The following is a 15299-nucleotide window of genomic DNA, read 5'->3' on the forward strand; positions in this document are numbered from 1 at the left end:
GTTAATCAACAAATTGTTGCATGTCTATCAACCGTTTATATAATCCTTGTTTCGCTATCAGCTCCTGATGCGTTCCCTCTTCCACCACACGTCCAGCTTCGATCACAACGATCTTATCCGCGTTCTGAATGGTACTAAGCCGGTGCGCAATGACCACAGTGGTCCGATTTTCCATCAATTTGTAAAGCGAATCCTGTACCAGTTTTTCAGACTCGGTATCCAATGCAGATGTCGCCTCGTCCAACAACATGATCGGCGGATTACGCAACACGGCACGCGCGATGCAGATCCGCTGACGTTGGCCGCCAGAAAGCTTAGCTCCCCGGTCGCCGATGTTGGTCAGGTAACCTTCTTCAGTTTTTGTAATAAATTCGTGTGCGTTTGCGATTTTGGCCGCATGCTCTACCTCCTCCATTGTTGCGTCTGTCTTTGCAAACGCAATATTATTGAAAATCGTGTCGTTAAATAAAATCGATTCCTGGTTCACTGTCCCGATGAGTGCACGCAAGGAATCTTGCTTTAAGTCGCGCACATCGACTCCATCAAACAAGACGCGGCCTCCTGTTACATCCATAAAGCGAGGGATCAAATCGACCAACGTAGATTTCCCTCCTCCCGATGGCCCAACAAGGGCAACCGTATTGCCTTTGGGAATTTCTAGGTTGATCTGATTTAAAATACGCTTTTCTCCGTACGCGAAATCAACCTGATCGAAGCGAATCGTATCCTTAAATGCGGAAACAGCCACTGCGTTTTTCTTGTCTGTCACGGTACTACGTTCATCGATTAAATCCAGCACACGTTCGCCGGCGGCAATTCCATTATGTATGCTCGAAAATGCATCGGTCAACGCTTTCGCCGGACGCATTACCTGCGAAAACACGGCGATGTAAGTAATAAATTCGGACGCTTTAAGATCCCCTTCGCCACTCAGCACCAGATTTCCGCCGTACATCAGGATAACAGCCACCATCAACACCCCCAACAACTCGGACACCGGAGAACTCATCTGCTGGCGGCGCACCATTCTACGCATTATCTTGGAATAGTATTCACTCTCGCCATTAAAACGATCTTTTACAAAGGATACGGCATTAAACGCTTTTATAATTTTTATCCCTGAAAGCGCTTCGTCCAAATAAGCGATCATATTCGCATACGATTGCTGACCTTCTCGAGCTTGCTCCCGTAGTCTTTTCACTATTCTGGAAATAAAAAATGCCGAAACCGGGATAACGATCATGGAAAATAATGTCAGCTTCGCTGAAAATGCAAACAGCACAACCACATATGCAATTAACTGCAACGGCTCTTTGAAAGCAACTTGTAAGGTCGATGTTACAGAAAATTGAACAACCTGTACGTCCGACGCGATCTTGGACATGACATCCCCCTTTCGGCTATTGGTGAAATACCCCAAATGCAAGTCCATAACGTTATCGAAAACAGACTTCCGCAGATTCAACAAGGTGTGAATCCTCAAATTTTCCATGATACGCTGCGAAAAATAACGAAATAAATTACTGATAAACACCGAAGCGACAATGACCATGCACACGTATTTGAGCGCTTCATAGGGTCCGATATCGTAGTATAGGCGATCGGCGTAGTAAGTGAACCAGCCGCCAATGTCATCAAATCCACTTGGCTTTTCCGCTATTTCGGCAGGCACTAAGTCGGCGTCTCCTGTACCTTTAAACAACACTTGCAACAGCGGGGCAAGCAACGCCAAGTTTAATGTCCCGAATATGACCGTCACCAATGTACAAATTATATAGGGTATGGCATATTTCTCAATAGGCTTAGCGAATGATAACAGTCTAAAGTATGTCTTCATGTATAATGTTCAGACCACAAAAGTAATAAAAAAAGCCGCTAACCATTTTTAAAAGCCAGAACAACTCGATTTTTGTTGCACAGATTTGATATTTTCGTATCAAAAAGGGGCTTTTATTGCTTTTAATCTGTAATTTAGGCGCTAAATTTCAAATGCAAGAATATGAATGTGGAAGTAGCCCGCAGGTTGCAGCATACTGAAGAGTATTACTTTTCGAAAAAGCTAAGAGAGATTGACGAGATGAACAAGGCTGGCGCCCAGGTAATCAACCTTGGCATTGGAAGCCCAGATTTACCGCCTCATCCGGATGTGATCCAGGTACTTCGTGAAGAAGCTTCGAAACCGAACACACATGGATACCAAAATTACAAAGGCGCACCGGCTTTGCGTGAGGCTATAGCGGGTTGGTATACGCGCTACTACCACGTTGAGCTGAACCCGCAGACAGAGATCCTTCCGCTCATCGGCTCTAAGGAAGGTATTGTTCATATATGCATGACCTATTTACAGGAAGGAGATCAAGTGCTCATTCCGAACCCAGGATATCCTGCATACAGCAGTGCGGTACGCATTAGCGGCGCCTCGGCTATTTCTTACGAGCTAAAGGCCGAAAACAATTGGCAGCCCGATTTCGATGCGTTAGAAAAATTGGATCTTACGGCCGTGAAGATGATGTGGATCAACTATCCCCACATGCCGACAGGTGCCCTTGCGACAACCGCACTCTTTGAAAAGATCATTGCTTTCGGAAAAAAACATCAGATAATAATCTGCCACGATAATCCGTATAGCTTTATTTTAAATGACTATCCACAAAGCATCCTCTCGGTACCTGGTGCCAAAGAGGTGGCTATAGAGCTAAATTCGCTCAGTAAATCGTCCAACATGGCTGGTTGGCGCGTGGGCATGTTGGTTGCCAACAAAGAGCGGATCAGCGAGATTCTTCGTTTTAAAAGCAATATGGATTCGGGCATGTTTTTACCGCTACAGCTCGCCGCAGCCAAAGCGCTGAGCCTGGAAGCATCTTGGTACAAGGACTTGAATCTAGTATACGGCAGACGTCGCGAAAAAGTGTTCCAAATCATGGATATACTCGGTTGTCAATATGACCGGGCACAAGTGGGACTGTTTGTTTGGGCGCGCATACCTGACTCCTACCCTACGGCGTATGAGCTTAGTGACGAGGTGCTAAACGACGCGCATGTATTTATTACGCCCGGTGGAATTTTTGGCAGCGCAGGCGAGCAGTATATACGGATTAGCCTCTGTGCAAATGAAGACGTGCTGGAAAGCGCTATGGAGCGGATAATCAGTTCGCAGTCCTAACCGACGGGACTTAAAGAACACTATGCATTATTAATTTTTAGTTTGACATGAATATAGCCATTATAGGTATAGGTTTGATTGGAGGGTCGATCGGCATCCGTCTGAAAGAGACAAAATTTTGTGAGAAGATTATTGGTGTCGAAAAGAGTGAAGCCAATCAAAAGAAGGCGCTACAGCTCGGACTGGTTGATGAGTGCTTGCCGTTGACCGAGGCTGTTGCTTCTGCTAAGATTATCGTGTTAACCGTCCCGGTAGACGCCATCCTCAAATTACTTCCAGAAATCTTGGATCAGGTTACCGATCAGGTTGTAATCGATATGGGATCCACAAAAACAAATATCCTTAAGCTGATCGCGGACCATCCCAAACGCGGACGATATGTAGCCGCTCACCCCATGGCCGGGACCGAATATTCGGGTCCTGAAGCTGCTGTGGCCAACTTATTTACGGATAAAATGATGGTTTACGTCGAAGCCTTCCGATCCGACGAGGATGCATTCGAATTGGCCGACGCGCTTACCGATCAATTGGAGATGAAGACTTCGTTTATGAACGCAGACGAACACGATATGCATACCGCTTATGTATCACACATCTCTCACCTGACATCGTTTGCTTTGGCACTTACTGTATTGGAAAAAGAAAAATCACAGGGGCGCATTTTCGAACTGGCCGGCTCAGGTTTCCAGTCTACGGTGCGCCTTGCCAAATCGTCACCAGACATGTGGACACCGATTTTCAAACAAAACCGCACCAACGTGCTCGAAGTACTCGAAGAACATATACATCAGCTTCAAAAGCTGTACAGTAAGTTGGAAAACGAAGATTATGAGGGTTTGCATAAATTGATTAAGAAATCCAATAAAATAAAACGAATTATCAAATAATGGAATTTAGTGTGTTATCCAATGAAATGCTGTCTTTGCATCCATTGCGTCCCGACGATTATGATGCTCTTTTCCAAGTAGCTTCTGATCAAGCGATATGGGCGCAGCACCCCGATTTCAATCGATATCAACCCGAGGGCTTCACGCTTTATTTTACCAAACTGCTACAGACCGACATGCCTTATCTCGTTATAGACGAGGCGGATCAATCTATTATAGGAGCAACTTCCTTCTACCAATTTGACAAGGAAAGAAAACGCGTTGCTATTGGCTTTACCTTCCTTGCTACGGCATATTGGGGAGGCGGTTTCAATCGATCGTTGAAGACATTAATGATCGATTATGCCCTGCAGTTTGTGGATACTGTTGTCTTTCACGTACGTGAAAAAAACTTTCGGTCACAAGCAGCTCTGGCAAAAATCGGCGCCAAGAAAGTCGCTGAATATCCCGCGCCAGCTGATCCCACCACCCTGCAATTTGAATATACTATCGAGAAAGCAAATTGGCCTCATCCTGTCAGTTCCTAGTCTTCACAAGCGTGGAGCACCATGATTTTCAACTTTTTTTGCCGCATATTTGCAAAACATATAACAATACTGTACTTTTGTTGCATTATTAATAAACAATGACCCATTTGTTCACACATCACATCCATTTTCATCATCGCCAGTGTGGCGATATGTAATGTTATGTGTTTCTACGTGAAGCAAAATACCCCAGGTTATATTTCTTTTATTAATACGAGTAAACAACAAAAAATCCTATATTTTGAAAAATCTTAAAATTGCTATCCAAAAATCGGGTAGATTAAATGAAAAGTCAGTCCAGCTCTTAAAAAATTGCGGTCTTGATTTTGAAAATTATAAAAGTTCACTCATTACCACGGTCAATAACTTTAATTTAGAGATTTTATTTCTGCGTGACGACGACATTCCTGGCTATGTGGCACAAGGCATCGCTGACCTAGGGATTGTGGGCGAAAACGTAATCGATGAAACCGAAGCAAAGGTCACCTACCTGCAACGGCTTGGATTCGGGCGTTGTACGCTGAAAATAGCGATAGCAAAAGATTCCACCATTCAAAACCTAAGTGACCTCAACGGCAAATCCATTGCGACTTCCTATCCCGTCATCCTCCAACAATTTCTGAACGACTATAAGATCAAAGCGGATATTCGCGAGATTTCCGGTTCGGTAGAAATTGCTCCAGGTCTGGGTTTGAGCGACGCCATTTGCGACATTGTGTCTACTGGAGGAACACTCAAAAGTAATGGATTGAAACCATTTGCAGATGTACGTAGTTCGGAGGCCATCCTTATCGGTCGGGACGGATTGGAAGAAAATCCCATCCTCTGCGAGCTCTTACAACGCGTTCAATCGGTATTACGTGCCAAGGAGACCAAATATGTCGTATTGAACGTAGAAAAAACAAATCTCCCACTGATTACAGAACTTCTGCATGGGGTAAAAAGCCCAACGGTGGTTCCGTTAGCGGAAGAAGGATGGGTTGCAGTACACACCGTCATCACGGAAGATGACTTCTGGGATAAAATAAACACATTGAAAGCGGCCGGCGCGCAAGGAATCGTCGTGATGCCGATCGAAAAAATTATTCTCTGATGCTAAAGCAATATACGCTAAGCAGCTTATCAGCTGCTGATATCGAACAATTGGTGGCGCGTAACACCGATGCGACACACGCCATTCAAGATACCGTGTTACATATCATCGACGATGTACGCTCGCGTGGCGACGCGTCGCTCATCGAACTCACCGCGAAATTTGATAAGGTGACGCTCGAAAAGCTATATCTTGACAAAGAAGACATTGAGGAGCTGGCATTAACCATTACACGCGACCAACAGCGCGCATTGGAAATCGCTTTCCAGAATATCCATCGGTTCCACAGCACACAAGTCCGCAAAGAACGTCCAATCGAAACCATGCCCGGCGTGAAGTGCTGGCGCGAAGCACGCCCCATCGAAAAGGTCGGTTTATATATTCCCGGCGGTTCCGCCGTATTACCCAGCACACTGTTGATGCTGGGAGTTCCCGCACGCATTGCTGGATGTAAAGAAATCGTGGTTTGTTCACCTCCACAACAAAGCGGAAAGATCAATGGTTTTGTCGCCTATTGCCTGTTGCTTTTAAAAATCGAAAGAATATACCTCGTCGGTGGTGCCCAAGCTATTGCAGGTATGGCCTTCGGAACCGCCACTTTGCCCAAGGTAGATAAAATATTTGGTCCCGGCAATCAGTTTGTCACCAAGACAAAGAGTCTGGTACAAGGCATGACCAATGTGAGTATCGATATGCCTGCCGGCCCGTCTGAAGTATTGGTTATTGCCGACGAGAGTGCGAACGCCGCTTTCGTGGCAGCAGATCTGCTGGCACAAGCCGAACATGGACCGGACAGCCAGGCGGTGCTTGTCGCCACTTCTACACGACTGATCAATGAAGTCAATATAGCACTCGAACAACAATTACGTATTTTACCACGTGCGGAAATTGCCCGTATGGCAATCGCCAACTCCTACGCGGTAGAAGCCACCGACTTGCAGGAGGCTATGCGGTTTTCCAACATCTATGCTCCCGAACATCTTATTTTGGAAACAGATGCGTGGAATACGTTAACGCCTGCCATTATAAATGCGGGCTCGGTCTTTTTAGGTCACTTGACGCCCGAAAGCGCAGGCGACTATGCCTCCGGGACCAACCATACCTTGCCAACATCAGGCTATGCACGGTCTTATTCTGGGGTTTCTGTGGATTCTTTTGTAAAAAAGATAACCTTTCAGTACATCGACGAAGAGGGGCTTCGGCAGATTGGATCAACGGTAGAAATATTGGCCGAATTGGAAGGTTTGCATGCACATAAAAACGCTGTCAGCGTCCGAAAATAAACAGAAAAAAAGGGGCTCACCTATAGTGCAGCCCCTTTTATTTTAATATATTTGCACCTTATTTGCTGAACAAAGAATAGACATCATTGTTCTAACAACTGTCAAGCAGATACTTAAACAAACGAATAGCTTATTATGGCAGACAGTAAAAAACATATTGTTGTTGTCGGTGGAGGATTTGCTGGTATAAATTTCATCAAATCCTTGGGTAACGACTCCCGTTACCACGTCACCCTGGTCGACATCAACAACTACAATTTCTTCCCACCGTTGATTTATCAAGTAGCCACTGCTTTTATTGAGTCATCAAACATCAGCATGCCCTTCCGGAAGATGTTCAAGAAACATACTAATTTTTCCTTTCATTTAGGAAAATTATTGCATATCGACAGTGCCAATAATAGTATTGAGACCGATACGGGCACCATTGTTTATGACTATCTCGTATTGGCATTAGGGACCGAGACGAACTATTTCGGGATGGAAGCGGTAAAGAAGAACGCTTTCCCAATGAAGAACATTACGGATGCCTTAGCTATCCGCAACAAAATTCTGTTGAACCTGGAAGAATATATACAACGAAAAGACGATCCTAACCGAAACGCCTATCTGGACATCGTTGTCGCTGGTGGAGGCCCGTCCGGTGTTGAAATCTCCGGAATGATTGCCGAATTGAGTGATCGAATTATTAAAAAAGAATACCCCGAACTAGCGGGTCTTAAGCCTAAAATCCATTTGGTAGATGCTGCGCCTGTATTATTGGGTCCGATGAGCACAGTTGCCCAACAAGAAGCTAAATCAGTATTGGAACAGCTTGGGGTAAACATTACGTTGAATGTAGCTGTCAAAGACTACCAGAATGACGTTGTCGTGTTGGGGGATGGAACGGAGATTGCCACAAAGACGTTGATCTGGACATCCGGTGTCATTGCGCGTGAGCTTCCGGGAATCCCCACGGAGAAATTCACAAGAGGCCGTCGCGTTCTCGTCGACGAATTCAACACGGTACAGGGGTATGATAATATTTATGCGATAGGCGATATTTGTTTCCAGGCCACCGATGCTAAGTTTCCGAATGGACATCCGCAGCTGGCACAAGTGGCTATGCAACAAGGAACTTTGTTGGCTAAAAACATCATTGCTCAAGATAGAAACCTGGCACGTAAGCCTTTTGCTTACTGGGACAAGGGAAGCATGGCCGTGATCTCTCGTTACCGCGCAGTCGCAGACTTGCCGAAATTTTCATTCAAGGGTTTCTTCGCGTGGCTGACCTGGCTTTTGATCCACTTGATTCCCATCGCAGGCTTCCGTAACAAATGGAAGTTGATCGGTAACTGGTTGTGGTCATTTTATTCGGCCAACTCCGGTCTACGAACCATTGTGCGTAGTGAGCGTAAACGTGATGCAAACGAGGTCAGAACGAATATTCCCGGATAAAAAACAAAAAGGTCGAGATGCGTGTCTCGACCTTTTTGTTACTTCTTCTTACCCTTCTTATCTATTTTTTTCAACACATTTTCTACGATCTTTTTAACTTTCGATTTTAAGCCATCATCGACCTTTTTGTCTTTCTTCTTATCTTTCTTTGGAGCGACTGCTTTTGCTTTTGCTTTTCCTTTTGACTTATCCTTAGCAACTTTATCGCCTTTCTTTTTATCTGTCTTCTTCTTATCTGTCTTCTTCTTATCTGCGAACACGGTACCTTCTTTAACTTTTTCTTTTACTTCGTCTTTGTAAGAGGCTTCCTTTACCAATTTAGCAGCTTCTTTCTTGCTCACCTTGGTTTCCGGCTTTCCTTTTGCAACCGTGGCTGGACTAGTAGCTGCGGCAGAGGTCTTTGTTAAGTTTTTCTTTGCTCCTGCTTCCGATTTCGCTGGTTTAGCAGTTTCTGTCGGTTTTGCCTGGGCAGCTTTTTTTGCTGGATCTGCCGCAACAGGGGTAGTCGCTTTCGCCGAAGTACGTGCAGGTCTACTTAACGTTTTTGTGCCTTCTCCTTCCGCTTTATTGTCGGAGGCCTTCGCTGGGGATCCACTTTTATTTGTCGCAGCTGATGCCGTATTCTTTGGTTTGTTTGTTGGCGTCGCTGCCTTCGCTGTCGGACGTGCCAACACTTTTGTGCCTTCGCCACCTGTTTTGTCTTCTGCAGTTGTTTTAACCGTGGTGGCCTGTTTTACAGCAGCTGGTTTCGCTGCTGCTTTTGCAGTCGGTTTAGCACTGGCAACGGAAGGTTTTGACGCCGCAGCCGCCGGTTTTGCCACAGCTGTTTTAGATACCGAAGGCTTAGCAGCCGGTTTGCTGGAAGACGACGTTTTCGAAGCTGCTGGTTTAGCAGTCGTTTTCGCTATGCCCGGACGGCTAGGTACTTTGTTTGTTTCGCCCGTGGTTTTATCACCTTTATCGTCTGACGCGGATTTCGCTGTAGCGTTAGAAGTCTTCGCTGGAACAGGTTTTGTCGCTGGCGCTTTAGCTTTGGAAGCCGTCTTGGCTGTTGTTGCTTTTGTCGCAGGTGCGGTAGATGACGTTGCTGCTGTGTTATCTTTCTCGGCCGCCTTTGGCGCCGACGCTCCCTCTTGTACTGGAGCTTTTTCGGTTGTCGTGTTATTGTCCGTTGCCATATCGCTGAAATGTTTTATTAATTAACAATAAAAATAGAAGTTTGTTTGTTTTAAATATACATAAAAGAAATTATTTTCGTATTTTTGTCCTTACGACATAACCTAAGGGGTCGACCGGAATTGACAGGATAGCGATGGTTATGTAAGCATGCAGTGCGTTGTTAGTATTGCACTTTAATACAAACTTTCAGAATTATAACTGGCGAAGAAAACTACGCCTTAGCTGCTTAATTTAGAATTAAGACTAGCTTTTGTCTCGTCAAGCGCTGTTCTGTCGCTTGACAATAGAGGCATCGAACTTCAGGACTAGCTTGTGTGATGTTGCTAAACATAAGTGAAATACAGCAAATACGGAGACCGGTATAGGTTAGCGACTCACCTTCCCTCTCCCGACAATTAAAGAGAAGCTAAGCATGTAGAAAGCGTAGATCATACTATGTTTGGACGAGGGTTCGAATCCCTCCGGCTCCACAAAAACAACTGTAAATTAGCGATTTACAAGTTTTAAACTCAAAATTACACCCGATAATTTCGGGTGTTTTTGTTTATTGTGGTTATTTTACACTTCATAATGCGTGAATATTATTTGGATTCGATAATTGATAAAAACACGCTTTAATAACTGTAAATCTTGCCATCTGACGAAAAAGAAAAAGCCTATTAAAGTAGTCAATACCTTTTGATTCGTATGATTTGAAGATTTTTTCTTTTTTCATGCCTTAATTTGTTTATCTTATTCCAGTTTTTCAAATAAGTCTAAGCATGTAAGCTTAATTATATAAAAAATAAATTAATGGTTAATACAATACCCATTAAAAAGTCTCGAATGAAAATAGCACTCGCATCCCCTCCATTTCCAAAATCAATTCTTCATGGTCTGGAACTACTAGAAACACTAGCATTAAACGCTGCTTCACAAGGTGCGGAAATCATTTGTTTTCCTGAATCTTTCCTTCCTGGCTATCCAGGTATGGGGTACCCTATAAATGATCGAACAGATAAAGTTTTGCAGAAAGCCTTGACCAAAGCGAAGGCGATAGCGAAAGAGAGTAAAATAGCTCTTGTATTGCCTATGGATACTTATGTTCAGGGTAAAGTGTATAATGTAGCATTTGTGATTGACAAAAACGGACAATTGTTAGGTTTTCAGACAAAGAATCAGTTAGATCCAAGTGAAGATGCGTTTTGGACGGCGGGTAAAAAACGTCAGTTGTTCGAGATTAATGGATTAAAATTTGGAATCTCAATTTGTCATGAAGGTTTTAGGTATCCAGAGTCAGTTCGTTGGTGTGCTTTTAATGGTGCGCATCTAGTTTTTCATCCGCATTTTTGTGGAAACAATGAACATGGTAAAGTTTTAAAAACTTTTGGTTCGATTAAAAATCCATATTATGAGAGAGCTATGATGATGCGTGCATTAGAGAATACCATTTATTTTGCTAGTGTAAATTATGCATCCAAATTCCCTGAATCTGCTTCTGCTGTAATAGCACCAGATGGATCATGTATTCAACATCAAAAGTATGGTGAGATGGGTGTGTTGGTTGTGGATATCGATCTGGATAAAGCGACTGGAATGTTAGCGAAGCGTTTTAAGCCACAATCATTGTTTTGGTAATTATAAACCGTTGATTTAAAAATTATTAAGTTTGCTAAAAAAGCACCATAATGAAACTAAATTTTGACATAATAGATAATCATTCATTAGCTTTTGAAAAACGACTTGTAGACTTACATAACAATTTTGATTTTGTTGGTTTTAACTACAATATTGTCGAACGAGAGATTAAACTATGTTGGAAAAAATCAATAGGAATTTGGGTAAATAAAAATGAATTTTCAGGTTTGGTATTGACTCATAAATCTGTGAATTACTTGAAAGTTATTGAACAAGACGAAAATAGCACCTTCGATGATTATGCTTGTTTAGGTGAAATTACATTTTCCCTTTCGACATTGAGAGAAATGAATGATAGTATTATTCCGAAATCAAAACCTGACGAGAAAGACGATATTCTCTATCTTTTTGAAAATGGAGCACGAATCAGAATTCATTGTGAGCAGATAATATTGAATCTTCAAATATGATAAAACAACCTTCATCTCTTCCTCATTAAATTTTCAACCCATTCAAGAAAAACAAAATTGATTTTATGATTTTTTTATCATCACCCCACTTAAGGAGACACTTAATGTGAGGTGTCTCTTTTTTTTATACACATAAAAAACTATGAACCAAACTGTTAAAGCACATTTATTTAGAGTTCGAAAATTTTAACAAAATTATTTAGGCTTTGGTTATCTATGACGCAAAAAATGAGGTTTGCAGCCACTCTCCTACCGTTTTTCCAGAGTTCGGTTTCTCCTTAAGGATTCGGCATCAAGCTTTATTCACAAAGCGAGTACAGCTTGAGGCTAATATTTAGAAATCGGACTATTTTATATTTAGAGACAGAACGACCTGAAGAATCAAATAATATTTTAAATAAATTGGAGAACTTGAACTAAATTAGTAATTATATAAATCAGTTATATGATTTATAACCAATAGTTGTTTCAATTTAAATCTTTTATTAAAAACGTTTCAATATCTTGTAGCGAAGCCTTTTTATTTACTATGTTACCTTTTTTATCAATAAGTATAGCAGTTGGATATAGACTAATATACATTTCAGAGGCTTTAACTGCATTTTCGTCAAGATACTGCGCCCATGGAAGTTGATGGTCTTGGATGACCTGATTTAGAACATATCAAAATAGGATTAAATTCTAATAGCCGTTATGATCATGATTTGATATGACCTAATCATAAAAATAAGTCCATTTGCTTTTGATTACCACGATGAAATTGATGAATCATGGAATCACGGCGGATTGTTTGGCGGATTGTCAGAACTCACTGATGTATTTTTCCTTGGAGATTCTTACAAACTAAGCTGGAGATGAATTAATAGGTATTGCACTCAGGAATGAAGCACCATGGAATTTGTTTTGTCCAGCTGTATACAATTACCGCCATGCAAAAGAGCTATACCTAAAGTCTGTGTTTGGCTCATCTAAGCAAACTCATAATCTAAAAACGCTATTTGAAAAATTTAAGAAAAGTATTAAAGAAAAATAATTGATGTCGCATCTTTGAACGGTGTCTTAACAATAGTTACACACGACGTTGGACAATTTCATCTGAACACAGAGCTTAATGTAAGATTATACTATGTGGAGTCCTTAATAAATGAGGTTCCACTAACGAACGATGATATAGAATTTATCAAAAAAAATACTAAAAAATAACACTCTTAAATTATTTTTTTAATAACTAAGAAGCCAACATTTAAGGACTTGATAAACGATTATGTGTCGCATTTCGAGCATCATTTGAAGCAGATCAATAGGTAAAAATAACCGCCAATTTCAGTATTTACAAGATTAATTTTTACATTGCTTGACAGTATTGATCCGAATTGATGAAAAATGAAACACTATGATTTTAGAAGTCGCTATTTTAAATGTGAAACCAGGTAGAGCGGAAAAATTTGAGAATGATTTTCAAATAGCTAGCCAGTATATCTCATCTATCGAAGGATATGTAAAACACTCCTTAAAGAAATGTATAGAAGTGGACAGCCAGTATATTTTATTGGTGCAATGGGTTTCTGTCGAAGCGCATGAAGTTGGGTTCCGTCAGTCGTCGCAATACCAAAAATGGAAAGCCTTGCTGCATGACTACTACGATCCTTTTCCGCAGGTTTTACACTATGAAGATTTAAAAATAGAAATATGATAGCTTACAATAACTGGACTTTATGACTAAAGCAAATCTTTAGTCGTATCGGAGAATAAAATGAATAAAATAAACTTTCAATTTCAAACTGTCGAGTTACTTTCATCCGATGAGAAACGACAAATTATGGAGCTTTGGAATAGTGAGTATCCAGCTAAATTAGTTTATGCTGATTTAACTGAATTCGAAAAATATCTCGATGCATTGGAAAAACCAACACATATTCTTGTCAGGTTGAATGATAGAATAATTGGTTGGGCGACAAAATTTTACAGAGCTCAGACTAGGTGGTTTGCAATAATCCTTTCCAGTTCTATTCAAAGGCATCGTGTCGGTTCAAAAGTAATGATGCAATTAAAAGCGAATGAAGAAATACTTAACGGCTGGGTCATAGACCACAACGATGATCGTAAAATTAATGGTGAACTTTACTTATCTCCACTCAATTTTTATGTAAAACAAGGTTTCGAAATCATAAAGGAACAGCGTTTAGAACTTCCAACATTGTCTGCAGTCAAAATCAGTTGGAAAAAAGCTTTCTAAGTATTTTGTAAATTGCAATAAAGATTCCACCTCAACTTTATACCAACTTGTTACCAAGTTGGGCATCAGATTGATGAATAGCTACGCTAACTTATCTTAATATCAAACGGGGTAGATAAAGCGTACATAAAGTATAGAAATGAGAAGAATCTGTATTTAACCGAAGGATATAGCCCGTATCACCGGCAAGAGCTATCGACAGAGCCTGCGTATTTATAATACCATTAAAAAAAACGTGGCAAACAACCACACCAATTGCTTTGCATGGAGGAAGTCTGTGAATATTTAGGTTTGGATAGTGAGCAGATAACGACGGTGATTTGAATCCCAAGAGTAAAAATATCTAGCTCTATAAATTTTATATTTATATAAACAAATGTTTATATTTCTTCTATGATTAAGCAGTTCGAAAAATATAAAGGCATACATCCGGGAATTGTTCTCGAACGCGAATTGAAAAAGCGTGCGATTAAGCAGCGTCCCTTTGCATTGTCTTTAGACGAACATCCTCAGACGTTTAACGCAATAACCAAAGGCAAACGCGGGCTTAGTACAGCCTTGGCGTTAAAAATCGAACGGGAATTAGGTTTGGAAGAAGGTACGTTGGTAGTTCTGCAGGCTTATTACGATATCCAAAAGGTCAAAGAAAAAGAAATTCAATCCACGCCAAATCTTTCTGTTCTCCGTACATCACTTTTTTGGGATACGGATATCAACAAAATAGACTGGCAGAAGCAATACCGTGCGGTTATTCAACGCGTTTTTGAACGTGGCAATGAAGATGACAAAAAAGAGATAACGCGTTTTTATGGCATTGAAAAAGTAAGGAAGGCATTAGAAGAGTCCAAAGCCAGAACTCCATACACCATCTATAAGCCAAATTAATAGGTATGAGTAGTTTATTTTATGGTACCGTTACGAATCTCTTGAAAGATTCATTGATCACTTTAATGAAGTCCTCCGCATTGACGCAATTTCGATTGGTTGGTGGCACTGCGCTAAGTCTCCAGATCGGTCATCGTATATCGGTGGATATCGACTTTATTCTCATGGCGCCTGTTGTTATTATATTCCATCTGTCCATATCGGGACTAAAGAGCTTCGCTATCAATTAAATACTTCATCCATTTAAGTGTTTGAGATCATTCCACCGTTGGTGGAAACACCAATGACATCCGGACGAGAAAAGGGAAAGATTTCTCCTAAGGGGTGGTGGATGGATTTTGTCATACACAGTCCCTTCGACTACATCTATTGCCCGAATGGTTCTGAAGTCATAAGGAATCCATTGGGACAGTACAAATCAATCTGACTTCCGGTAGACGTTCCTCCTTTGATTATATTATAGGGCGGTTCTTATGGTGTTTCAGGCAGCTCTCTATGTGGAGACGGATTTAGAGTTTATTG

14 protein-coding genes and 1 other RNA gene are annotated in these 15299 nt (G+C 41.5%); 13 read left to right on the forward strand and 2 right to left on the reverse strand.

Annotated features, from left to right (window positions below):
* Position 1: 1 nt before the first annotated feature.
* Entirely contained in the window at positions 2-1837 is a 1836-nt protein-coding gene (locus ACFSR5_RS07930) for an ABC transporter ATP-binding protein (protein ID WP_380902451.1), read from the reverse strand.
* A gap of 162 nt (positions 1838-1999) precedes the next feature.
* Between ACFSR5_RS07930 and ACFSR5_RS07935 the strand changes: the two genes are divergently transcribed.
* The 6 genes from ACFSR5_RS07935 (at position 2000) to ACFSR5_RS07960 (ending at position 8390) form a co-directional block, all read left to right on the forward strand.
* Entirely contained in the window at positions 2000-3163 is a 1164-nt protein-coding gene (locus tag ACFSR5_RS07935; protein ID WP_380902453.1) for a pyridoxal phosphate-dependent aminotransferase, read from the forward strand.
* Positions 3164-3210: 47 nt separating this feature from the next.
* Entirely contained in the window at positions 3211-4050 is an 840-nt protein-coding gene (locus ACFSR5_RS07940) for a prephenate dehydrogenase (RefSeq protein WP_380902455.1), read from the forward strand.
* Entirely contained in the window at positions 4050-4577 is a 528-nt protein-coding gene (locus tag ACFSR5_RS07945) for a GNAT family N-acetyltransferase (protein WP_380902457.1), read from the forward strand. The genes ACFSR5_RS07940 and ACFSR5_RS07945 overlap by 1 nt, the downstream gene beginning before the upstream one ends.
* Before the next feature lie 241 nt (positions 4578-4818).
* Complete coding sequence (hisG, locus tag ACFSR5_RS07950) at positions 4819-5670, forward strand: ATP phosphoribosyltransferase (RefSeq protein ID WP_380902459.1); 852 nt, start codon at positions 4819-4821, stop codon at positions 5668-5670.
* The gene (gene hisD / locus ACFSR5_RS07955; protein ID WP_380902461.1) at positions 5670-6953 is read left to right on the forward strand and encodes a histidinol dehydrogenase; all 1284 of its coding nucleotides are present in this window, start codon (positions 5670-5672) and stop codon (positions 6951-6953) included. Before hisG ends, hisD begins: the two co-directional genes overlap by 1 nt.
* A 135-nt stretch (positions 6954-7088) precedes the next feature.
* On the forward strand, positions 7089-8390 hold the full coding sequence (locus tag ACFSR5_RS07960) for an NAD(P)/FAD-dependent oxidoreductase (RefSeq protein ID WP_380902463.1): 1302 nt from the start codon (positions 7089-7091) through the stop codon (positions 8388-8390).
* Positions 8391-8428: 38 nt separating this feature from the next.
* Here the strand turns inward: ACFSR5_RS07960 and ACFSR5_RS07965 are convergent, their stop codons facing one another.
* Positions 8429-9568, reverse strand: coding sequence for a hypothetical protein (locus ACFSR5_RS07965; protein WP_380902465.1), 1140 nt, complete (start codon positions 9566-9568; stop codon positions 8429-8431).
* Positions 9569-9674: 106 nt separating this feature from the next.
* On the opposite strand from ACFSR5_RS07965, the gene ssrA reads away from it, so the two are divergent.
* From ssrA to ACFSR5_RS08000, 7 genes are all read left to right on the forward strand, one after another.
* Positions 9675-10042: a transfer-messenger RNA gene (gene ssrA, locus ACFSR5_RS07970) on the forward strand.
* A gap of 352 nt (positions 10043-10394) precedes the next feature.
* Positions 10395-11186: a carbon-nitrogen hydrolase family protein gene (locus ACFSR5_RS07975; protein WP_380902467.1), complete on the forward strand. Its 792-nt coding sequence runs from the start codon at positions 10395-10397 to the stop codon at positions 11184-11186.
* Between the two features lie 50 nt (positions 11187-11236).
* Positions 11237-11656 carry a hypothetical protein gene (locus ACFSR5_RS07980; RefSeq protein WP_380902469.1) on the forward strand — a complete coding sequence of 140 codons (420 nt, stop codon included), beginning with the start codon at positions 11237-11239 and terminating at the stop codon, positions 11654-11656.
* Between the two features lie 1393 nt (positions 11657-13049).
* Positions 13050-13349: an antibiotic biosynthesis monooxygenase family protein gene (locus ACFSR5_RS07985; RefSeq protein WP_380902471.1), complete on the forward strand. Its 300-nt coding sequence runs from the start codon at positions 13050-13052 to the stop codon at positions 13347-13349.
* Positions 13350-13409: 60 nt separating this feature from the next.
* Positions 13410-13892, forward strand: coding sequence for an N-acetyltransferase (locus ACFSR5_RS07990; protein WP_380902473.1), 483 nt, complete (start codon positions 13410-13412; stop codon positions 13890-13892).
* Positions 13893-14285: 393 nt separating this feature from the next.
* On the forward strand, positions 14286-14777 hold the full coding sequence (locus ACFSR5_RS07995) for a helix-turn-helix transcriptional regulator (RefSeq protein ID WP_380902475.1): 492 nt from the start codon (positions 14286-14288) through the stop codon (positions 14775-14777).
* Positions 14778-14782: 5 nt separating this feature from the next.
* Entirely contained in the window at positions 14783-15007 is a 225-nt protein-coding gene (locus ACFSR5_RS08000) for a nucleotidyl transferase AbiEii/AbiGii toxin family protein (protein WP_380902476.1), read from the forward strand.
* Positions 15008-15299: the final 292 nt, after the last annotated feature.

Source organism: Sphingobacterium suaedae, from assembly GCF_042684625.1.
GTDB lineage: Bacteria > Bacteroidota > Bacteroidia > Sphingobacteriales > Sphingobacteriaceae > Sphingobacterium > Sphingobacterium suaedae.